The organism is Glutamicibacter sp. AGC46, assembly GCF_053543715.1.
In genome coordinates, this window is the sequence record NZ_JBLVOJ010000011.1 from 172,404 (window position 1) to 191,671 (window position 19,268).

The following is a 19,268-nucleotide window of genomic DNA, read 5'->3' on the forward strand; positions in this document are numbered from 1 at the left end:
ATTCGTCCCCCGCGCCCAGTTCTGGCTGTCCTCAGAAGAGGTAGCTCATCAGCGAGGAGAACAATTCATCGGGGTCATTGGGCAAGCCCTTGGAAGTGAACCAATCGCAAAGATTCACGCAATCACGGTGCAGGAAGTCCAAGCCGTTCGGGTTGCCGGCCAGATCTACGCACTGCGGAACATCGATTACTACCAGCCTTTCGCCGGAGACAAGAATGTTGTACGCGGAGAGGTCTCCGTGGGCGATGCCGAGCCCGGCAAATTTCTCCAGTGCTCCGGTGAGCTGGTCCCATAGCGATGGAAGGCGCGGGTCAAAGCGCGAGAGCTGCTGCAGGCGAGGCGCTGCCGCATGCTGATCGTCTGGATCGGCAATGAACTCCATGAGGATTTCGGTGCCATCTATTTGCACAGGGTAGGGAACAGGTATGCCCGCCTCGTAGCAACGGAGCAAATAGCTCCATTCGGCATTGGCCCACTGCAGAGCGGCGATCTGCTTGCCGTACGTGGAGTTGTTGCGGATAGCGCGGTTATCACGCGAACGCCGTGCGGAGCGCCCGTCGCTATAGGACTGCGAGCGGCTGAACTGCATTTGCTCGCGCGAACGATAGCGCTTTGCTGCCAGAAGGCTGCTGCGATCTTCGGTGGCACGTTCCAGCAGGAAGACATCGCCTTCCTTGCCCGTTTTCAAGATGCCCAGCTCGGTGTCGATGGCTGCGGCCTCTTCGATGAGCCAGTGCGGATACGGTTTGGGTCCGCGCAAGCCCTTCTCGATAAATGGCCATGTCGAATAACGTTGGCCGTTTGCCGGATCACCGGTCTCGGAGTCGTTCCAGACCGGCTTGTGCTTGCTGAATTTCAGTTGTTGATCGGCATCCGTGGAGGCAGTGGCGATCAGTGGCGAATTTGCGGCCTCGAGGCCAGCGGGAAAATGCATCGGAAGTAGTCCTTGGGAGAAGGGGGAAATGGCTTGTTCAGGCGGTAAGCAATCATCGTTACCCCTCCTTCAATAGACTGATTGACGTTTGCCAATGACTAGAACAATACAACAGCCGGGCAATGTGTTGCAATAGGCTTATGAGCCACAGCCTTAACTACCGCAAGCAAGCCGGGGACCTGGACTGGAGCGGAGCCGTTAATGCGCGCCACATCTGCGGAGCCTTCTACCGCATGGGCAGGCATGAGTGGCTGACGGCTGAGGGCTGGCAGCAAATGCACGCTGCTGGCGTCAATAGGGTCATCGACCTGCGCAACCCGGACGAAATCCGCCGTCGCGAGCATGACCCAGCGGTGCCCGCGGCAAGCCTCGCAGGGATCGAGCTGGTGAATCTGCCGCTGGAATCGCCAGGCAATGAGCGTTTCGAGTCGGTGGCGGTGCCGTACATGAATCACACCGGGATGTACCAGCTGGTCTGCGAGGAATTCGGCGACCACCTGCGGGCAGTGTTCGAGAGCCTCGCGACCGCGGAGCAGGGCATGGTGGTCCACTGCTCGGCTGGACGCGACCGATCGGGATTGATAGCCACAATGCTGCTTCAGCTGGCTGGCTTGGATGGCCAGATCCTGCTCCATGATGAACTCGCGGTCAGGGGGATCAATGAGTGGCATCGCATTTCCCCTCGCAAGCACCCGTACGAGAGCTACCGCAGTGAAGAGCAACTGCGGGAAATCATTCATGGCCGAGCTGGCGAACTGGAGAATTTCCTCAGGTGGCTCGGGTCCACGCGGAGGTATTTGCTGGACCAGGGAATGAGCGAGAACGCCGTGGAGCGCCTGCGCCAGCTGGCACGCTAAGGGCCAGGGGAGCGCTGGCGAAGCAGCGAGGCGCACAAGTGTCCTCGATCACCCCTTCCTGCTATGGTTAACGGTAATACTGACCGACCGTTCAGGAAGGAATTGCGTCAATGACGACAGAACAGATCACCGTAGTACCCAGCTATATCGCGGGGAACTGGCACAGCCCAGCGGCACAAGGCGGAACCGAGGTCCGCGACGCCAATACCGGCGAAGTGCTGGTCACCGTCACCAAGGACAACTTGGATGTTGCTGGCGCCGTGGCATACGGCCGACAGACCGGCCAGCGCGAACTAGCCAAGCTCTCCTTGCATGAGCGGGCGCTCAAGCTCAAGGCACTAGCGCTGTACCTCAATGAGCGGCGCAAGGACCTGTACGAGGTTTCCTTCAAGACCGGTGCCACCAAAATCGACTCGATGGTCGACATCGACGGTGGCATTGGCGTGCTGTTCACCTTCTCTTCCAAGGGCCGGCGCGAACTGCCCAATTCCAACGTGATCCTCGATGGCCCCACCGAGCCGCTGAGCAAGGACGCTTCCTTCATTGGCACCCACATCTACACCGCGATGGCCGGCGTAGTCGTCCAGGTCAATGCCTTCAACTTCCCTGTCTGGGGGATGCTCGAGAAGTTCGCACCGGCCTTCATCGCCGGTGTGCCGACAATCGTCAAGCCGGCAACCCCCACCGGGTACCTCACCGAAGCGGCTGTGCGCATGATGCTGGACTCGGGCATCCTTCCAGAGGGTTCCCTGCAGCTGCTTTCCGGCTCTGCTCGCGACATCATGGACCACCTGGACTACCGCGATATGTTCGCCTTCACCGGATCGGCATCCACCGCAAGCAAGCTCAAGTCGCACCGCAACGTTATCGACGGAGGCGTGCGCTTCGCGGCTGAAACCGATTCCCTGAATGCAGCCATCCTCGGCCCCGACGCTGTGGAAGGCACCCCGGAATTCGACGCTTTCGTCAAGGTTGTCGTCAATGAAATGACGTCGAAGGCCGGCCAGAAATGCACCGCCATCCGTCGCAACATCGTGCCTGCAGCACAGGTGGATGCGGTCATTTCGGCCGTTGGCAAGCGCATCGATGAACGGGTGGTCATCGGCGATCCTCGAGTTGAGGGCGTCACCATGGGTGCCCTGGCTTCGCTGGAACAGCTGGCCGATGTGCGCGGGGCCGTCGAGGACATGATCGCTGCCGGCGGCGAACTGGCCTACGGCCGCCTGGATGCCCCTGCGGTACGTGTCGCTCCCGAAAAGGACGCCGTGGCAGAAGGCGGAGCCTTCATGTCCCCAGTGGTCCTTCGCTGGAACGACGCGCGCAACCCGATGGTGCACTCGCGCGAAGCCTTCGGCCCAGTCAGTTCCGTCATCGGCTACAGCAGCGTTGACGAGGCCGTGGAACTGGCTGCCATGGGCGCCGGCTCGCTGGTCGCAACCGTGTGCACCAATGACGCCGAAGCCATGCGCGCCCTGGCCTTGGGCATCGCCGCGCACCACGGGCGCGTCCACATCCTGAACCGCGAAACCGCACGATCCACCACCGGCCACGGCTCTCCGGTTCCGCATCTGGTCCATGGCGGTCCAGGCCGGGCCGGAGGCGGCGAAGAACTGGGCGGCATCCGTTCGGTCAAGCACCACATGCAGCGCACCGCGGTGCAGGGCTCACCCAACATGATCACCGCGCTGAGCGGCGTCTGGCACACCGGTGCCCAGCAGTCCCTTGCTGGCAGCCAGCAGTTTGGCGGTAAGCCGCAGAACGTCCACCCGTTCCGCAAGTCGCTGGCTGAGCTGAAGATCGGTGACGGTTTCGTCTCGGATCTGCGTGAAGTCAGCTTGGAGAAGATCACCGAATTCGCTCACGAAACCGGCGATACCTTCTATGCGCACACCGATCAGGCCGCCGCCGAAGCCAACCCGTTCTTCCCGGGAATCGTGGCCCACGGCTACTTGCTGGTTTCCTGGGCCGCGGGACTGTTCGTGGAGCCCGCTCCGGGACCCGTCTTGGCTAACTACGGCCTTGAATCACTGCGATTCATCACCCCTGTAGCTGCCGGCGACTCGATTCGCGTCACCCTGACGGCCAAGAAAATCACCCCGCGCGTCACCGACGAATACGGCGAGGTTGCTTGGGATGCGGTGCTGCACAACCAGAACGATGAACTGGTCGCCACCTACGACGTGCTGACCTTGGTTGAAAAGACCGACTCGACCTATGCCAACTGGAACGGCTAAGTCCGGCTGACCCCTTCGCGGGAAACAAGAAATGGCGTTGGGCCACGATGAGGAAATCGTGGTCCAACCCATTTTCGCGAAGCCTAGGAAGCGCCGTTGCTTCCGTGCTGCTTGTTCAGCTTCGCCAAGGTAGCTTCCTTGGCGGCATCCAGTGCCAGCTCGGCCTCGGAGAGCTCTGCAATGCCTTGACCGGCCTGGCCGGCGGCTGGCAGGTTGCGCCAGAGGAAGAAGCCGTACAGTGCCGCCAAGGCGATGAAGACGAACAGGCCCAGCATGCCCAGCATTGGGGAGATCAGGAAGTAGACGACCAGATCGGCAACGGCGGCCACGGCCAGCACCAGCCAGCCAGCTCGCACACCGCGGGCAACCATGACGAACGATGCGAAGATGGCCGCATCAGCGAAGTACAGCACCCAGATTTCCGGGGTTGCACTCATGAAGCCGCCATTGAAGAGGAACGGGCCGAAGCGCAAGGCGACCAGCAGGATCAGGCCCACGAGCAGGCCGAGCGCGGACCACACTGTCACCGCGGTGCTCGTGACCATGCGGGTGAACTTTCCCTTGAGCTCGTAGCGGGAGAAGCGCCAGAGGCCGAAGATTGCAATCAGCAGCAGCGGAACGGCGTAGATCAGGCCCAGCAGGTCGAACTGCATCGAAGAAATGACCGGGCCTACGAAGACACCCAGGATCAGGGTCCACCAACCCAGGTCGTTGCGGTGCGCCAGCAGTGCGGCGGAGACGAAGACGAGCAGCATGCTCGCAGCCGAGAGCAAAATCTGGGCAAAGGAACTACTGCTGTCGGCGGTAGCCATGAAAAGGGTTTCTAAGATGGAATCCACAGCGCTCTTCACTTGGTTGATCGAGAATGACAGGTGCTAAAGCACCCCTTCGATGCTAACGGTGATTTCTGTGAGGACGGCAAGATTACAAGGTTGGCTGCGCCACATTGCAGCGGACGCCCAGCCCGGTTAGCGACGTCGGCGCCCGGCTGGAAGGCGGGAGCCGATATGGGGAGCCCGGACTTGGAATCAGGCGCCGCCGGTATGCAGGCCGTTGAAGAGCAGCGAAACAGCCTGGTCCTCCAACTCGGGTCCGTCGATCGGCCCGTCAGCGCGGTACCAGTCCACCACTGAGTTGATCAAGCCGAAAAGCAGCCTGGCGGTGGCCCGAGGTTCCAAGTCGGCACGCAACTTGCCATCCGACTGCGCGGCAGTCACCAATTCTGCCAGCTGGCGGTCCATTGCGCGGCGGCGTTCCAGCGCCTGGCGTTCCAGATCAGTGTTGCCACGCAGACGCAACAACAAGGTCACGTAGGAACGCTTAGCCAGCAGGATCCTGAAGGTTGCGCGCAGGAAGAATTCCAGACGCTCATCCGCGGTGCCCTCATGCGAGCGGACCTCGGCGATCACCGCCTCCAGGGGAATCAGCGCCTCATCTAACGCTAGGCGCAGCAGGTCCTCTTTCGACGGGACATGGTGGTAAATCGCGGATTTGCTGATACCCAGTCGGTCGGCGAGCTTGCCCATGGAGGTCGCGTCGTAGCCGTATTCGTTGAATGCCTCGACAGCAATGCGCAAAACGGTTTCTTGATCGTAACCAGGGCGGCCACGCTTGGCCGGACGGTTGGCAGTATCGGTAGTTTCCATGATTAGTTGATTATCCCATGTCCCGGCGGAGGCTAGTTAGCGCGCATGTCGTAGATGCGCTTGAGCTTGCCCATGGAGCGTTCCAGGGATTCCGGTTCGACAACGTCGATGGCGCAGGAAGAACCGACATGGATCTTGATCAGCTTGGCCAGTTCCTTGGCGCCGTTGGTGGCATCTTCGATGGACGCCTCGCCGCGGCGCTCCACCTTCACCGCCAGCTGGTCCATGCGATCCGGACGGGTCAGGATCAGCTGGAAGTGCGGCGACAGGGTCGGCACCTTCAGGATCAATTCCTCGATCTGGCTTGGGAACAGGTTCACGCCGCGCAGGATGATCATGTCATCGCTGCGTCCGGTGATGCGGCCCATGCGGCGGTGGCCCGGTCGGCTGGTGCCAGGCATCAGGCGGGTCAAATCGTGGGTGCGGTAGCGGATGATCGGCAGGGCCTGCTTGGTCAGCGAGGTGAAGACCAATTCACCGTGCTCGCCATCGGGCAGCACCTTGGTTTCGTCGAAGGCATCAATGATTTCCGGGCGGAAGTGGTCTTCCCAGATGTGGCTGCCATCCTTGCCTTCTCCGGATTCGCCGGCCACCCCGGGGCCCATGACCTCGGAGAGGCCGTAGATGTCGCAGGCGGTGATGTTGAACATCTCTTCCAGCTCGTGGCGCATCTCTTCGGTCCATGGTTCGGCACCGAGGACGGCCACCTTCAGCGAGGTGGACCGCGGATCAAGGCCCTTGCGCTGCATGGCATCGCCAATGGTCAACAGGTAGGTCGGCGTGCACAGGATCGCATCAGGCTCGAAGTCCTGGATCAGCGAGATCTGCTTGTCGGTCTGGCCTCCGGACATGGGGATGACCGTCGCTCCGAGGTGCTCGGCGGCGGCATGCGCACCCAGGCCGCCGGTGAACAGGCCGTAGCCGTAGGCGTTGTGGACCTTCCAGCCTGGCTTGACTCCGGCCAGGCGCAGGCAGCGGGCGCCGAGCTTGGCCCAGTCCTCCAGGTCCTTCTTGGTGTAGCCAACCACGGTGGGCTGGCCAGTGGTACCCGAGGAGGCATGGATGCGGGCGACTTCATGCTGCGGGACGGCGAACATGCCGAATGGGTAGTTCTTGCGCAGATCTTCCTTGTCGGTGAAGGGGAACTTGGCGAGGTCGCTCAGTTCCTTCAGGTCATCAGGGTGCACGCCAACGGCATCGTACTTTGCCTTGTAGTACGGCACGTTGTTGTAGGCATGGTGCAGAGTTTCCTTCAAGCGGGTCAGCTGGATCGCTTCGATCTGCTCACGGCTCATGGTTTCTTCTGGATCAAGCGGATTCGGAAGGCTGTCGCGGTCGGTGTTCTGGGACATGCTGAAACTTTCGTGTCGAGTGGGCAGGGTGCTTAGCGGTTCTTCGGTTTCGGGACGGTGCGCGATCGTCCGCGGAACTCTGCGACGGTTTCAATTGAGCCGTCGGCCGCTGGCTGGGTCACCTTGATGTCGTAGATCCCGCTGCGGCCTTGCTGCGAGACACGGTTGCCGGTGGCAGTCAGCACTCGTCCGGGAATGGCTGGCTTGAGGAAGTTGACGTCGGCGCCGGAGGCTACCGTGATGGTCTCGTCGGAGCCTGCCTGCGGATTGCAGCTCAGTGCGAACGCAGTGTCGGCCAGAGCGAAGATCATTCCGCCGTGGCCAATGCCGAAGCCGTTGAGCATTTCCTGCCGGAGCGCCATGGTGATGACTGCGGGGCCGTCGGAGACCTCGACGACTTCGATTCCCATCCACTGGGTGGCGTAGTCATTGCGGAGAATGGCGTGCGGGACCGAATTCTCTAGCTGTGTTTCGCTCATCATCTTCCTTCGCCGAATTATTTACCGAACGATCATTAGGTAATAACATTATGTGAGCTAAGTCAAGTTATGCGGCCGTATTGGCCGTACTGTTTCAGCGATGAAGCGCAGCGGATTCAGGCAGTGAAAATTCGTTGATGGACGTCAAGGATGAAAGGTTCCTTGATCCGGTTGTAGTCCATGACCAGGCCGTTCTCGCCGTCGCTTGCAGCCATTGCGCGGGCGGCTTCCCGCTTTACCGCGGCGTATGCCAAACGGTCGGCTTCATGGTGTTTCAGATGCTCGCGGAAAATCACGAGCCGCAGATACTCGGGGCTTCCTGCGCTGAAGACATGGATATTGGCCTCGGGGAGCCGCGAACCGGCAGCGGGCTTGAGCATGCGGTGGCCATACCAGCCAGGTTCACGATGCCAAAGAAGCATGCCGCTGGATTCCAGCGCCGGAACGTAGGACGCTTCCTGATCCGCGTCGGGGACCAGCAAGACGATGTCGATGATCGGCTTGGCGGGCAGGTCCGGAACGGATGTCGAGCCGGTGTGTTCAATGGCCAACGCGGTGGCCCCCAGGGCGCTGGCGATTCGATGGTGCAGGCGGTGGAAGTCCCTGGCCCATTGCTTCGATGGCTCGGCAATCTCAATGAGGCCGCGCATCAGCTCTCCACCCACGGCCTCGTATTCCGGATCTTCATCTGGCTGGCTGGTGAGCAGCGGGTAGAAAGGCAAGGTGCACAGGTACCGCCGGGCATCCGGCCAGCGCGGGTCGGCAGAAGACTGCGAAACAACGCAACCCAGCGAGCGGTAAAAACCCACCGCATCCTCTGCAGTGGTGGCCCAAACGTTCTTCTCATGGCAGTCGCGCAGCTCAGCGAGCAGCCTCGAACCCAGCCCCCGGCCCTGGTGGGATGTTTCCACGGCCAGGTATTCAACGCACACCGCGTATTTGCCGCTGTGCCGGTAGGCGGCCAGTGCCGCAATATCGCCCGCGGCAGTGGCGATGGCAAGCACCTCAAGGCCTTCGCATTCATCGAGCAGCACTTCAAGCGCCTGCTCGTTGGCAGGTTCGGCGGCCAGCACCAGCAAGCGGCGAATCGCAGGGTCGTTGCGGTAGTCGCTGATCTTGATGTGGTGCATGGCCGCCGTTCCTTTGCTACTTAGATTTCGTCGGTGCATCCCAGGGCGTCCAAGGCGAAGGCGTAGTCCCACGCGCGGGCCTTCCAGGACTCGTAACGTCCCGAAGCGCCGCCGTGACCGCCATCCATTTCGGTCTTCAGCACAATCGGGGCCTGTCCGGTACCGACTTCCCGCAGCTTGGCCACCCATTTGGCTGGCTCCACATACAGTACACGGGTGTCATTGAGCGAGGTGACCGCAGCGATCTTCGGGTAATCCTGTGCTGTGACGTTTTCGTAGGGAGTGTAGGACTTCATGTAGTCGTAGACCTCCTTGCTCTCGATCGGGTTGCCCCATTCTTCCCATTCCAGTGCCGAGAGCGGAAGCTCTGGATCCAGGATGGAGGTCAAGGCATCGACGAACGGCACCTGGGCGATGATCGCGGTATACAGCTGCGGAGCCATATTCGCGACAGCGCCCATCAGCAGTCCGCCGGCCGAACCGCCCAGGGCGGCGATGCGCTGCGGATCGGCCCACCCGGAATCGAGCAGGTACTGTGTGGAATCAATGAAGTCGGTGAAGGTGTTCTTCTTGTGCAGCTTCTTGCCCTGCAGGTACCAGTTGCGGCCCAGCTCGCCGCCGCCGCGCACGTGGGCAATGACAAAGACCACTCCGCGATCCAGCACGCTCAAGCGGGGGATGCCGAAACCAGGATCCATGGAGGCCTCGTAGGAACCGTAGCCGTAGATCAGCACCGGCTGGGGAACCGAGGTATCCAGGTCGGCACGGCGCATGATGGTCAAGGGGATCTTGGCGCCATCGGCCGCGGTGGCCCACTCGCGGGTGGACAGGTACTTGGCGGGATCGAAGTTGTTCACCGGGGTCTGCTTGCGCAGCACCAGCGACTGGTTCTGGAGCCACAGGTCGTATACGCGGGCCGGGGTGAAGTCTGCGGTGTAGCCGATGCGGATCAACGGAGCATCCAGCTCGGCAAAGGTCGCCGAGGCAGTGAACAGCTCATCATCGAAATCCGGTTCAATGGCCGGCTGCTGGGCTTTGGTGCCCAATCCGTCCAAGGCGATCAGCTGCACGCGCTCGCAGGTATCTCGGCGCACCGAGAGCACCACGTGCGAACCGGTCAGCGCGGTGCCTTCGATCTTGACCGTGTCCTCGTGGGCCACCACGGTCTGCCAGTGCGCCGGGTCGGCGTTTTCGCCCAGCTGGTCCAGGGATGCCAGCGACACCATGTTGTTCGGTGCCTGGTGGTCGTGGGTGATCAAGGCCTGGCCGGCGCCCGGCATCAGGTCGATTCCGTGCAGCAGGCGCAAGGAGCGCGGCACCAGCAAGGTCACGGCAGCCGAAGGATCGGCCAGATCCAGCATGCTGGTTTCGGCGTATTCGGAGTTGCCGCTGGAGATCATCAGGGTGTTGCGGTCCGGGCTCAGATCGAAGCCGAGCCACATGCCAGGATCATTTTCCTCGAAAATGATCTTGTCCTGCGTTGGGAGGGTCCCCAGCAGGTGAGCACGAATCTGGTGTGGCCGCCAGGTTTCGTCAACCACCGTGTAGAAGACAGTTGAAGAATCGGGGGAGAAGGCCAGGCCGTAGAACACTCCTTCAATGGTGTCGCTCAGCAGCAGGCCGGTGTCCAGGTCCTTGATGAAAAGGGTGAATCGCTCATCGCCCGCATTATCGACACAGTAGGCAAGCAAGTTGCCTGCTTCATTCAACGCCATGCCGCCGAGCGAGAAGAACGGCTGCCCTTCGGCTAAGGCGTTGCCATCAAGCAGCACCTCTTCGGCAGGCAATGCAGTTTCCGCGTCGATGACCGGGGGAGTCCAGTCGGCAACAAGGTCCCCGGTGTCCGATGCCTTGACGCGGCACTGGATGGTGTAGGGCTTGCCTTCGGCCGAACGGGTGAAGTACCACCAGCCGCGGCGGCGCACTGGAACCGACAAGTCGGTTTCAACGGTGCGTGCCTTGATCTCGCTGAACAAGGCATCGCGCAGCGGCTGCTGGCTAGCGGTAATGGTGTCGGTGTACTCGTTTTCTGCGGTCAGATGCGCGATGACATCCGGGTTGGCTTTCTCCCGCAGCCACTCGTAGTTGTCGATGAAGTCATCGCCGTGGAAGCTGCGGGTGGTGGGCAGCTTTGCGGCACGCGGTGCATTGGCGGTCAACGATTCTGGAGTCATACCCCTATTCAATCCCACTACCGTGCTATGCGGGTGCAGCTATGCTCAGCGCGGACAGAACAGCGGTTTCAAACCGATAACGATGCAAGTGCAGGCGAGTCGCGGGGTACCGGCTAGGCTTTATAAGTCCTAGGCTTGCAGGCAGAACGTATCATCTGCAACTTGGGCCATTCGCCCTTCAGTACGAGAAAGCGATACATCAGTGGAAAAGAAAAGAACAGCTGCCCCCACAGGGCGCCTGGCCCGATGGATAGCCGCGGCTGCCATCGGTTTGATGGCCCTGGTCGTCGGGGCACCCTCGGCCGTGGCCCAAGGCAGTGAAAGCGTCGAGGGCCAGACCTACGTCATCGGCACGGATACGACTTTCGCGCCCTTCGAGTTCCGCCAGAACGGCGAACTGACCGGTATCGACATGGATCTTTTGCGCGCCATTGCCGAAGACCAGGGTTTTGAAGTCGAGATCAGGTCCCTGGGCTTCAACGCCGCTTTGGCCGCCCTTTCCTCCAACCAGGTGGATGGCGTGATCGCCGGCATGTCGATTACCGACGAGCGCAAGGAGATCTACGACTTCTCCGAGCCGTACTTCGAGTCCGGCGTGCAGATGGCTGTCGCTGCCGGCAATGACGAGATCACCGGTTACGAGGACTTGGAAGGCAAGACCGTTGTCGCCAAGACCGGCGCCGAGGGCGAAAGCTATGCAAAGTCCATCGCCGAGGAATACGGCTTCCAGGTCAAGTCCTTGGACCAGTCGGCCACCATGTACGAATCGGTCAAGGCCGGTTCTGCAGTTGCCGTCTTCGACGACTACCCGGTGCTGGCCTACGGCATTGCCCAGGGCAATGGCCTGAAGACCGTCACCGACAAGGTCCCGGGCGGTTCCTATGGCTTCGCCGTGAACAAGGGCGAGAACACCGCGCTGCTGGCAGCGTTCAACGACGGCTTGGCCGAGCTGAAGGCCAACGGCGAGTACCAGCAGATCCTGGACTCCTACCTTGCCGACCCGACCGCAGCGGCGCCAAGCAACTTCTTCGACCTGCTGGTCAAGTCCATTCCCGCATTGATGACCGGTCTGTGGCACACCCTGCTGGTGACCGCGATTTCCTTCGCCATTGCCATGGCATTGGGCCTGGTCTTCGGCTTCATGAAGATCTCCGGGAACATCGTGCTGCGCGGCATCGCCACGACCTTCGTGAACATCTTCCGCGGCACCCCGTTGCTGCTCTGGGCCTTCATGTTCTACTTCGGCCTGCCGCAGCTGACCGGCTGGGAGATCAGCGTCTGGACCGCAGGCGTGCTGACGCTGTCGCTGAACGCCGGTGCCTATGTCGCCGAAATCGTTCGCGGCGGTATCCAGTCGGTGGATCCAGGGCAACTTGAAGCATCCCGTTCGCTGGGCCTGGGCTATGGCAAGTCGATGCAGAAGGTCGTGATCCCGCAGGCTTTCAAGATGATGACCCCGTCGCTGATCAACCAGTTGATCATCAGCCTGAAGGACTCCTCGTTGCTGCTGGCTATCGGCTTCACCGAGCTGCTCTACCAGGGCCAGCAGATCTACGCGGCGAACTTCCGTGTCACTGAGACCCTGCTGATCGTGGGCATTATCTACTTCATTGCCATTATGGCGCTGACCAAATTGGCAAATTATGCCGATCGGAGGTTCAACAAGTGAGCACCGTAACTGAGCAAAGCTCCAACGTGAAGATCCAGGTCAAGGACTTGCACAAGTCCTTTGGCTCCAACAATGTCCTCAAGGGCATCGACATGGATGTCCGCGAAGGCGAAGTGGTGTGCGTGATCGGCCCTTCGGGGTCCGGCAAGTCCACCTTGCTGCGTTGCCTGAACAAGCTTGAGGACATTACCTCGGGCAAGGTGGTTGTCGATGGCTTTGATGTCACCGACCCCAAGGTGGACATCAATGAGGTGCGCCGCCATGTAGGCATGGTGTTCCAGCACTTCAACCTGTTCCCGCATATGAGCGTGGCAGAGAACATCATGCTGGCGCCGGTCGAGCTCAAGAAGATGAGCAAGGCGGAAGGCCGGGAGCGCGCACTTGAGCTGCTGGAACGCGTGGGCTTGCGCGAGAAGGCCAACGCCCGTCCGGCCTCGCTCTCTGGCGGCCAGAAGCAGCGTGTGGCCATCGCCCGCGCGCTTGCCATGGCCCCGGGCATCATGCTCTTCGATGAGGCTACCAGCGCTCTTGACCCGGAGATGGTCGGAGAAGTGCTGCAGGTTATCAAGGAGCTGGCCGACACCGGAATGACCATGGTTCTGGTGACCCACGAGATGGGCTTTGCACGCGAAGTCGCTGACCGCGTGGTCTTCATGGCTGATGGTGTTGTCTGCGAGCAGGGTGCGCCCGAACAGCTGTTCGGCAACCCGCAGCAGGCGCGTACCCAGGACTTCTTGTCCAAGGTTCTCTGAGCCGTACCGCCAAGCCAGCGGAAAACCGTGCTGTCCACGACCAGATGAAACTGGTTGCGGGCAGCACGGTTTTTTCGTGACGAAGCTTACGGGACAAAAACCTTCATATGCTTGAAGGTTCAACTTATTCCCTTGTAGGGTTGGAGCAGTAGCCACACGGGATCTTCCCGTGCCCCAATCCCTAGGAGTTAAAATATGTCCGCTCTGGAAAACAACCCGGGTCTGCAGACCGCTGCGCGTACCCTGCTTCGCTTGGCCTTCGGCTTCCTCTTCCTGGCTCATGGCTGGCAGAAGTACTTCCAGTTCACCATCGAGGGCACCACTGCGGCCTTTGGCCAGATGGGCGTTCCTGCTGCCGGCTTGATTGCTCCAGTGGCGGCAACCCTGGAGATCGCCGGCGGCGCCGCGATCATCCTTGGCCTGCTGACCCGCGTCTTCGCTGGCCTGCTGGGCCTGCAGATGATTGCCGCCCTGTTCATGGTTCATGCCTCAGGTGGCGTGTTCGTGGAAAATGGCGGCTTCGAGCTTGTCCTGGCACTGGCTGCCGGCGCGCTGGCACTGCTCTTGACTGGCCCAGGCCGCATCTCGCTTGATGCGCTGATATTCAAGGGCAAGAACTCGGAAAAGGCGCTGGCTAACGCCTAATCCCCAGCTTCAAGGAAACCCCGGGAATTCTTTCCCGGGGTTTTGTTGTGCCTGGAGGGGGTTGGTGTTGACGTGATCGAGCGCACTCTGACATACTGAACGAACGGTCAGTATGTAATTTGTTTTCGATGAGGTGAACCCATGGCCCCGACCACACCGCAGGAGCCGGGACTGAGTGCCGTCCCGAGCTACGAAGAAGAGCAGTCCCAAGCGCGTTTCGACGCCTTGATCGATCAGGACTCCCGCGTCGAGCCACGCGACTGGATGCCTGAGAAGTACCGCAAGACCCTCAGCCGCCAGATCTCCCAGCACGCGCACTCCGAAATCATCGGCATGCAGCCTGAGGCCAACTGGATCACCCGCGCTCCCTCGCTGAAGCGCAAGTCCATTCTGATGGCCAAGGTGCAGGATGAAGCCGGGCACGGGCTCTACCTCTACTCGGCTGCCGAGACCCTGGGCACCACCCGCGACGAGTACAACGAGCAGCTGCTCTCCGGCAAGGCCAAGTACTCCTCGATCTTCAACTACCCCGCACGCACCTGGGCGGATATGGGTGCTATCGGCTGGCTGGTCGATGGTGCGGCCATCGCCAACCAGGTTCCGCTGTGCCGCGCCTCCTACGGCCCCTACGGCCGTGCGATGGTGCGCGTGTGCAAGGAAGAATCCTTCCACCAGCGCCAGGGCTTCGAAATCCTGCTCTCGCTCTCCCGCGGCACCGAGGCGCAGAAGAAGATGGCCCAGGACGCCATCAACCGCTTCTACGAGCCCTCGCTGATGATGTTCGGTCCGCCAGATGACCAGTCGCCGAACTCCCAGCAGTCCATGGCCTGGAAGATCAAGCGTTTCTCCAATGACGAACTGCGCCAGCGCTTCGTTGGCATGATCGCCGAGCAGGTCAAGGTCCTGGGCCTGACCCTGCCGGATCCCCAGCTGCACTTCGATGAAGAAAAGAAGCAGTGGATCCACAAGGATTTGAACTGGGATGAATTCATGGCAGTGATCAAGGGCAACGGCCCGGCCAACGCGCAGCGGCTGGAACGCCGCCGTGAAGCGCACCGCGAAGGTGCCTGGGTCCGAGAAGCCGCCGCAGCATACGCAGCAAAACAAGCACGAAGTGAGGTCGCCTAGCATGAGCCAACAGAGCAATTGGCCCCTGTGGGAAGTATTCGTCCGTTCGTCCCGAGGACTCTCGCACGTCCACGCCGGATCCCTGCATGCACCGGATCAGCAGATGGCACTGCGCAACGCCCGCGATCTGTACACCCGCCGCAATGAAGGCGTCTCGCTATGGGTCGTAAAGTCCTCGGACATCATCAGCTCCGACCCCGGTGAAAAGGATTCCTTCTTCGAATCCCCGCAGGGCAAGGACTACCGCCACGCGACCTATTACAAGGCCAGCGAGGGAGTGAAGCACCTGTGAAGCACGAAGAACTCGACGAAGCGCTCGATAGCTTCGGCGACGCGCTGGCCTCGGCCACCCGCGTCACCCCGGGCAATGCCCTGCGTCCGGAGGACATCGCTGTGGACGGCGTCAAGCCAAGCGAAGAGGTCGCGCGCTACGCGCTGACCCTGGGCGACGATGCCCTGATCCTGGCGCAGCGCATGTCGCACTGGATTTCCCGGGCTCCGGAACTGGAAGAAGATGTTGCCCTGGGCAATATCGCCCTGGATATCCTGGGCCACGCCCGCTCGTTCCTGACCTACGCCGGACTGGCCTGGGACAAGACCGAAGACGAATTGGCCTACTGGCGCGAGGAAGAAGAATTCACTTCGCTGTGGATTGTCGAACAGCCTAACGGCCACTTCGGCGTGACGATCATCCGCCAGCTGATCGTTTCGATCTTCCAGAACCTGCTCTACAAGCAGCTGGCGCAGTCCAAGGACGAAACCCTGGCCGCCATCTCGGCCAAGGCAGTCAAGGAAGTCGACTACCACCGCGACCACGCCATCCAGTGGACCATCCGCCTGGGCCTGGGGACCGAGGAATCAGCGTCCAGGATGCGCCATGCCCTGGAAATCCTCTGGCCGTACGTCGATGAGATGTTCCGCGATGAGGAAGTCCACCAGGACCTTGCGGGCATCGCCGCGCTGCCCTCCACCCTGCGCGGTGCATGGGATGAAGAAATCACTGCGGTACTGGCCGACGCCGGACTGGAGATTCCTGCAACCGGACAGGCCATGGCCTACGGACGCCGCGGCGAGCATTCGGAGCACCTGGGCTACCTGCTGGCAGAGATGCAAGTTCTCGCCCGCAAGCATCCCGGTGCCAGCTGGTAACTACGCAACATTTTTGCCCGAAAAGGGGGAAGCAGTCTTGAGCAAGACGATCGCTGGCGCCAAGGACCTGTTCGCTATCGCCTCCCAGGTGACCGACCCGGAAATTCCGGTGCTATCCATCGCGGACCTGGGAATCCTGCGCGAGGTGGAGATGGCCGAGGACGGAACCGTGCAGGTAGTCATCACCCCGACCTATTCAGGTTGCCCGGCGATGGATGCCATCAATGGCGACCTGTACACCGCTTTCGCAGACGCCGGATATGAAAAGGTTGACGTCAAGCTGGTACTGAGCCCGGCGTGGTCAACGGACTGGATGACCGCGGAAGGCAAGGCCAAGCTCGAAGAGTACGGGATTGCCCCACCGACCGGCCAGGGCCACGCAGGCCGCGTCACCCTGGGCATGAGCGTGAAATGCCCGCGGTGCCACTCGCTGAACACCCGGGAGTTGGCCCGCTTCGCCTCGACTTCCTGCAAGGCGCTCTACACCTGCAAAGACTGCTTGGAACCCTTCGACTACTTCAAGGTGCTCTCATGACCGAAAAAACCACTCCCACCCGACGCCGGGCATCCTTCCATCGGCTCACCGTCTCGAACGTGCGCCGGTTGACCAAGGACTCAATTGAAGTCAGCTTCGCCATCCCTGGCGACTTGAGCGAGGAATACGACTACGTCGCAGGCCAGTACGTGGCGTTGCGCAAGGAAATCCCCAACGCCGAAGGCGAGCTGGTCGAACTGCGCCGTTCGTACTCGATCTGCGCCGCCCCGACGGGCGACGAGATCAAGGTGGCGATCAAGCGCGACCTGGGCGGCCTGTTCTCCACCTGGGCCAACGAGTCCCTGGCCGCAGGGGACCAGATCGATGTGATGAGCCCTGCCGGCGCTTTCATCTCCAAGCACAAGCTCACCCAGATCAATAACCCGTCGACCATCGACACCAAAGCGCAGGACCGTTTCGTGGCCGTCGCCGCCGGCTCGGGCATTACCCCGGTGCTGGCCATTGCCCGCACGATCCTCGAAGCCAATGAGCACACCCGCTTCGACCTGATCTACGCGAACAAGGCCGCCATGGACGTCATGTTCCTGGAGGAACTGGCCGACCTGAAGGACCGCTACACATCCCGGCTGGCACTGCACCACGTGCTCAGCCGCGAACAGCGCATTTCGCCGTTGCTTTCGGGCCGCATCGACGCCGAGAAGCTCACCACGCTGCTGACCAGCGTGGTCCAGGCACCGAATGTTGACGAGTGGTTCCTTTGCGGCCCATTCGAGCTCGTCCAGTTGGTCCGCGACCAGCTGGCCAGCTTGGACGTTCCCGCCGAGAAGGTCCGTTTCGAGCTATTCACCACCGGCGAGCCGACGAAGCCGCAAGGGCATATCGGCCGTCCCGTGGTGGCGGACGAGAATGAGGAAAGCTACGAGATCAGCTTCAACCTCGACGGCCTGAAGGGCGAGGTCAAGTCGCCGGTGCGGGCCAACGAAACCGTGCTGAACGCTGCCTTGCGCGTGCGTCCGGATGTGCCGTTCGCTTGCGCTGGCGGCGTGTGCGGCACCTGCCGTGCCAAGGTCACCTGCGGTACGGTCACCATGGCCGAGAACTACGCGCTGGAACCCGACGAAGTCGAAGCCGGCTACGTACTGACCTGCCAGTCGCACCCAACCAGCGAAAAGCTGAGCGTCGACTTCGACGCCTAGAAAGGCCAGGACGGATCCATGATCGAACTGACGATTGAAGATTCCATCGCGCGGGTGGTGCTCAACGCTCCACAGAAGATGAACTCGCTGGATGAAGCTGCCTTGGCGCAGCTCTCGGAAGCCTATGACAAAGCGGCCGCCGCAGTGGCTGCGGGCACCGTGCGCGCGCTGGTACTGACCGGCGAGGGACGCGGATTCTGCGCAGGTCGCGACATCTCCGGGGTAGATCCCGCGGACGATGACGTGATCGGCTATCTTGACGGCAAGGTCCAGCCGCTGCTGGAAAAGATGTCCAGCTTCCCTGCGCCAACCTTCGCGCTGGTGCAGGGTGCCTGCCTGGGCGTGGGATTGGGGCTGGCGATCGCTACCGACGTAGTCTACGTGGCAGAGAACGCCAAGATCGGCTCGCCGTTCGCGAACCTCGGTGCCACCTTGGACTCGGGCGGGCACTGGCTGTTCACCGAGCGTCTCGGGGCACACCGCACGCTGGATCTGATCTACACCGCCGAACTGATCTCCGGTGCTGAAGCGGTGCGTTCGGGATTGTTCTCGCGTGCGTTCGCGCCCGGGGAACTGGTGGAGCGCAGCGAAGAAATCATTGCCAAGGTAGCCCAGGGTGCAACTCAGGCATTCATCGCTTCCAAGCAGCTGGTCAAGGAAATCCGTGACCAGCGTGCGGGACTGTGGGAATCGATGCGTACCGAGAACCGGGCGCAGGCAGCCCTGTGCGACACCGCTGACTACGCCGAAGGTTTCAAGTCCTTCCAGGAGAAGCGCAAGCCGGTGTTCACCGGCCAGAAGTAGTTTCCCAGCAGACACGAGAAGAGCACCTGGAAATGGTATCCAGGTGCTCTTCTCGTATCTTCCGGTGAATCACTGCCTATCGGGTGTCGGTGTCTTCGAAGATCAGCAGGGTCTGCGTATCCAGGACCGTTGGCAAAGACTGCAATTGCTCGAAGACCACGCGGCGCAGATCCAGATTGTCCTTGGCTCGCACCAGCAGGATCACATCGAAATTGCCTCCGACCAAGCCCACATGATGCACCTCGGGAATGGACGCCAAGTGATCGCGCAGTTCGCGCCAGGAATGCTGGCGGAGTTTCAAGGTCACGTAGGCGCTGGCCTTGAGCCCTGCCTTCACCGGATCAATCACCGCCGTATAACGAGTGATCACCCCGGCATCTTGGAGCTTTGCGATACGGGAATAGGCGTGGGCACGCGATACATGCACCTTTTGTGCCACGGTGGTGACCGACTGGCGCCCGTCGCTGGTTAGCTCAGCGAGGATCGCATGGTCGACATCATCGAGTTTTAACTCCGCTTCCGCGGCCATTGGTACTCCTTGTTGACGTGTCGGACGTCTCTGTTCCAAACACAATCTATCGAAACTTTTCGTCTACGAGTATAAGGATACCAATCACAACTTT

General features: G+C 61.2%; 19 protein-coding genes. 11 read left to right on the forward strand and 8 right to left on the reverse strand.

What is annotated here, in order from left to right:
* Nucleotides 1-31: 31 nt before the first annotated feature.
* On the reverse strand, nt 32-934 hold the full coding sequence (locus ACNPM8_RS05920) for a serine protein kinase RIO (RefSeq protein ID WP_448939445.1): 903 nt from the start codon (nt 932-934) through the stop codon (nt 32-34).
* 140 nt (nt 935-1,074) lie between these two features.
* Here ACNPM8_RS05920 and ACNPM8_RS05925 point away from each other — a divergent pair, with 140 nt between their 5' ends.
* On the forward strand, nt 1,075-1,791 hold the full coding sequence (locus ACNPM8_RS05925) for a tyrosine-protein phosphatase (RefSeq protein WP_448939446.1): 717 nt from the start codon (nt 1,075-1,077) through the stop codon (nt 1,789-1,791).
* 110 nt (nt 1,792-1,901) lie between these two features.
* The gene (paaZ, locus tag ACNPM8_RS05930) at nt 1,902-4,025 is read left to right on the forward strand and encodes a phenylacetic acid degradation bifunctional protein PaaZ (protein WP_400342005.1); all 2,124 of its coding nucleotides are present in this window, start codon (nt 1,902-1,904) and stop codon (nt 4,023-4,025) included.
* 83 nt (nt 4,026-4,108) lie between these two features.
* Here paaZ and ACNPM8_RS05935 read toward each other — a convergent pair whose 3' ends face one another.
* The 6 genes from ACNPM8_RS05935 to ACNPM8_RS05960 form a co-directional block, all read right to left on the reverse strand.
* Nucleotides 4,109-4,837 carry a nicotinamide mononucleotide transporter gene (locus ACNPM8_RS05935; protein WP_448939447.1) on the reverse strand — a complete coding sequence of 243 codons (729 nt, stop codon included), beginning with the start codon at nt 4,835-4,837 and terminating at the stop codon, nt 4,109-4,111.
* Between the two features lie 216 nt (nt 4,838-5,053).
* Nucleotides 5,054-5,671, reverse strand: coding sequence for a TetR/AcrR family transcriptional regulator (locus tag ACNPM8_RS05940; RefSeq protein WP_105656933.1), 618 nt, complete (start codon nt 5,669-5,671; stop codon nt 5,054-5,056).
* 32 nt (nt 5,672-5,703) lie between these two features.
* Nucleotides 5,704-7,023: a phenylacetate--CoA ligase family protein gene (locus ACNPM8_RS05945; protein ID WP_400342008.1), complete on the reverse strand. Its 1,320-nt coding sequence runs from the start codon at nt 7,021-7,023 to the stop codon at nt 5,704-5,706.
* A gap of 32 nt (nt 7,024-7,055) precedes the next feature.
* Nucleotides 7,056-7,502 (reverse strand): hotdog fold thioesterase, encoded by a 447-nt coding sequence (locus tag ACNPM8_RS05950; protein WP_448939448.1) that lies wholly within the window; start codon nt 7,500-7,502, stop codon nt 7,056-7,058.
* A gap of 116 nt (nt 7,503-7,618) precedes the next feature.
* Nucleotides 7,619-8,632 (reverse strand): GNAT family N-acetyltransferase, encoded by a 1,014-nt coding sequence (locus tag ACNPM8_RS05955; protein WP_400342009.1) that lies wholly within the window; start codon nt 8,630-8,632, stop codon nt 7,619-7,621.
* 20 nt (nt 8,633-8,652) lie between these two features.
* On the reverse strand, nt 8,653-10,806 hold the full coding sequence (locus ACNPM8_RS05960; RefSeq protein WP_448939449.1) for a S9 family peptidase: 2,154 nt from the start codon (nt 10,804-10,806) through the stop codon (nt 8,653-8,655).
* Between the two features lie 202 nt (nt 10,807-11,008).
* Between ACNPM8_RS05960 and ACNPM8_RS05965 the strand changes: the two genes are divergently transcribed.
* The 9 genes from ACNPM8_RS05965 to ACNPM8_RS06005 all read left to right on the forward strand — a co-directional run bounded on the left by ACNPM8_RS05965 (nt 11,009) and on the right by ACNPM8_RS06005 (nt 18,645).
* On the forward strand, nt 11,009-12,475 hold the full coding sequence (locus ACNPM8_RS05965; RefSeq protein WP_388022837.1) for an amino acid ABC transporter substrate-binding protein/permease: 1,467 nt from the start codon (nt 11,009-11,011) through the stop codon (nt 12,473-12,475).
* Nucleotides 12,472-13,227: an amino acid ABC transporter ATP-binding protein gene (locus ACNPM8_RS05970; RefSeq protein WP_105656927.1), complete on the forward strand. Its 756-nt coding sequence runs from the start codon at nt 12,472-12,474 to the stop codon at nt 13,225-13,227. Before ACNPM8_RS05965 ends, ACNPM8_RS05970 begins: the two co-directional genes overlap by 4 nt.
* A 195-nt stretch (nt 13,228-13,422) precedes the next feature.
* Nucleotides 13,423-13,872 carry a DoxX family protein gene (locus ACNPM8_RS05975; protein ID WP_332489071.1) on the forward strand — a complete coding sequence of 150 codons (450 nt, stop codon included), beginning with the start codon at nt 13,423-13,425 and terminating at the stop codon, nt 13,870-13,872.
* Between the two features lie 141 nt (nt 13,873-14,013).
* Complete coding sequence (gene paaA / locus ACNPM8_RS05980) at nt 14,014-15,000, forward strand: 1,2-phenylacetyl-CoA epoxidase subunit PaaA (protein WP_105656925.1); 987 nt, start codon at nt 14,014-14,016, stop codon at nt 14,998-15,000.
* Between the two features lies 1 nt (nt 15,001).
* Nucleotides 15,002-15,292, forward strand: coding sequence for a 1,2-phenylacetyl-CoA epoxidase subunit PaaB (gene paaB, locus ACNPM8_RS05985; RefSeq protein WP_105656924.1), 291 nt, complete (start codon nt 15,002-15,004; stop codon nt 15,290-15,292).
* Nucleotides 15,289-16,149, forward strand: coding sequence for a 1,2-phenylacetyl-CoA epoxidase subunit PaaC (paaC, locus tag ACNPM8_RS05990; protein ID WP_388022829.1), 861 nt, complete (start codon nt 15,289-15,291; stop codon nt 16,147-16,149). The genes paaB and paaC overlap by 4 nt, the downstream gene beginning before the upstream one ends.
* A gap of 37 nt (nt 16,150-16,186) precedes the next feature.
* Nucleotides 16,187-16,684, forward strand: coding sequence for a 1,2-phenylacetyl-CoA epoxidase subunit PaaD (gene paaD, locus ACNPM8_RS05995; protein ID WP_105657077.1), 498 nt, complete (start codon nt 16,187-16,189; stop codon nt 16,682-16,684).
* A complete protein-coding gene (paaE, locus tag ACNPM8_RS06000; protein WP_105656922.1) occupies nt 16,681-17,841 on the forward strand; it encodes a 1,2-phenylacetyl-CoA epoxidase subunit PaaE in 1,161 nt (386 codons plus the stop codon). The genes paaD and paaE overlap by 4 nt, the downstream gene beginning before the upstream one ends.
* A gap of 18 nt (nt 17,842-17,859) precedes the next feature.
* On the forward strand, nt 17,860-18,645 hold the full coding sequence (locus tag ACNPM8_RS06005) for an enoyl-CoA hydratase/isomerase family protein (RefSeq protein ID WP_332595042.1): 786 nt from the start codon (nt 17,860-17,862) through the stop codon (nt 18,643-18,645).
* A gap of 76 nt (nt 18,646-18,721) precedes the next feature.
* Here ACNPM8_RS06005 and ACNPM8_RS06010 read toward each other — a convergent pair whose 3' ends face one another.
* Nucleotides 18,722-19,174 carry an Lrp/AsnC family transcriptional regulator gene (locus ACNPM8_RS06010; protein ID WP_013349765.1) on the reverse strand — a complete coding sequence of 151 codons (453 nt, stop codon included), beginning with the start codon at nt 19,172-19,174 and terminating at the stop codon, nt 18,722-18,724.
* Nucleotides 19,175-19,268 lie beyond the last annotated feature (94 nt).

Excerpts from the sequence above, each read along its gene's own strand:
- ACNPM8_RS05920 (WP_448939445.1), bottom strand. The coding sequence starts at position 934 with ATGCATTTTCCCGCTGGCCTCGAGGCCGCAAATTCGCCACTGATCGCC.
- ACNPM8_RS05925 (WP_448939446.1), top strand. The coding sequence starts at position 1,075 with ATGAGCCACAGCCTTAACTACCGCAAGCAAGCCGGGGACCTGGACTGG.
- paaZ (WP_400342005.1), top strand. The coding sequence starts at position 1,902 with ATGACGACAGAACAGATCACCGTAGTACCCAGCTATATCGCGGGGAAC.
- ACNPM8_RS05935 (WP_448939447.1), bottom strand. The coding sequence starts at position 4,837 with ATGGCTACCGCCGACAGCAGTAGTTCCTTTGCCCAGATTTTGCTCTCG.
- ACNPM8_RS05940 (WP_105656933.1), bottom strand. The coding sequence starts at position 5,671 with ATGGAAACTACCGATACTGCCAACCGTCCGGCCAAGCGTGGCCGCCCT.
- ACNPM8_RS05945 (WP_400342008.1), bottom strand. The coding sequence starts at position 7,023 with ATGTCCCAGAACACCGACCGCGACAGCCTTCCGAATCCGCTTGATCCA.
- ACNPM8_RS05950 (WP_448939448.1), bottom strand. The coding sequence starts at position 7,502 with ATGAGCGAAACACAGCTAGAGAATTCGGTCCCGCACGCCATTCTCCGC.
- ACNPM8_RS05955 (WP_400342009.1), bottom strand. The coding sequence starts at position 8,632 with ATGCACCACATCAAGATCAGCGACTACCGCAACGACCCTGCGATTCGC.
- ACNPM8_RS05960 (WP_448939449.1), bottom strand. The coding sequence starts at position 10,806 with ATGACTCCAGAATCGTTGACCGCCAATGCACCGCGTGCCGCAAAGCTG.
- ACNPM8_RS05975 (WP_332489071.1), top strand. The coding sequence starts at position 13,423 with ATGTCCGCTCTGGAAAACAACCCGGGTCTGCAGACCGCTGCGCGTACC.
- paaA (WP_105656925.1), top strand. The coding sequence starts at position 14,014 with ATGGCCCCGACCACACCGCAGGAGCCGGGACTGAGTGCCGTCCCGAGC.
- paaB (WP_105656924.1), top strand. The coding sequence starts at position 15,002 with ATGAGCCAACAGAGCAATTGGCCCCTGTGGGAAGTATTCGTCCGTTCG.
- paaE (WP_105656922.1), top strand. The coding sequence starts at position 16,681 with ATGACCGAAAAAACCACTCCCACCCGACGCCGGGCATCCTTCCATCGG.
- ACNPM8_RS06005 (WP_332595042.1), top strand. The coding sequence starts at position 17,860 with ATGATCGAACTGACGATTGAAGATTCCATCGCGCGGGTGGTGCTCAAC.
- ACNPM8_RS06010 (WP_013349765.1), bottom strand. The coding sequence starts at position 19,174 with ATGGCCGCGGAAGCGGAGTTAAAACTCGATGATGTCGACCATGCGATC.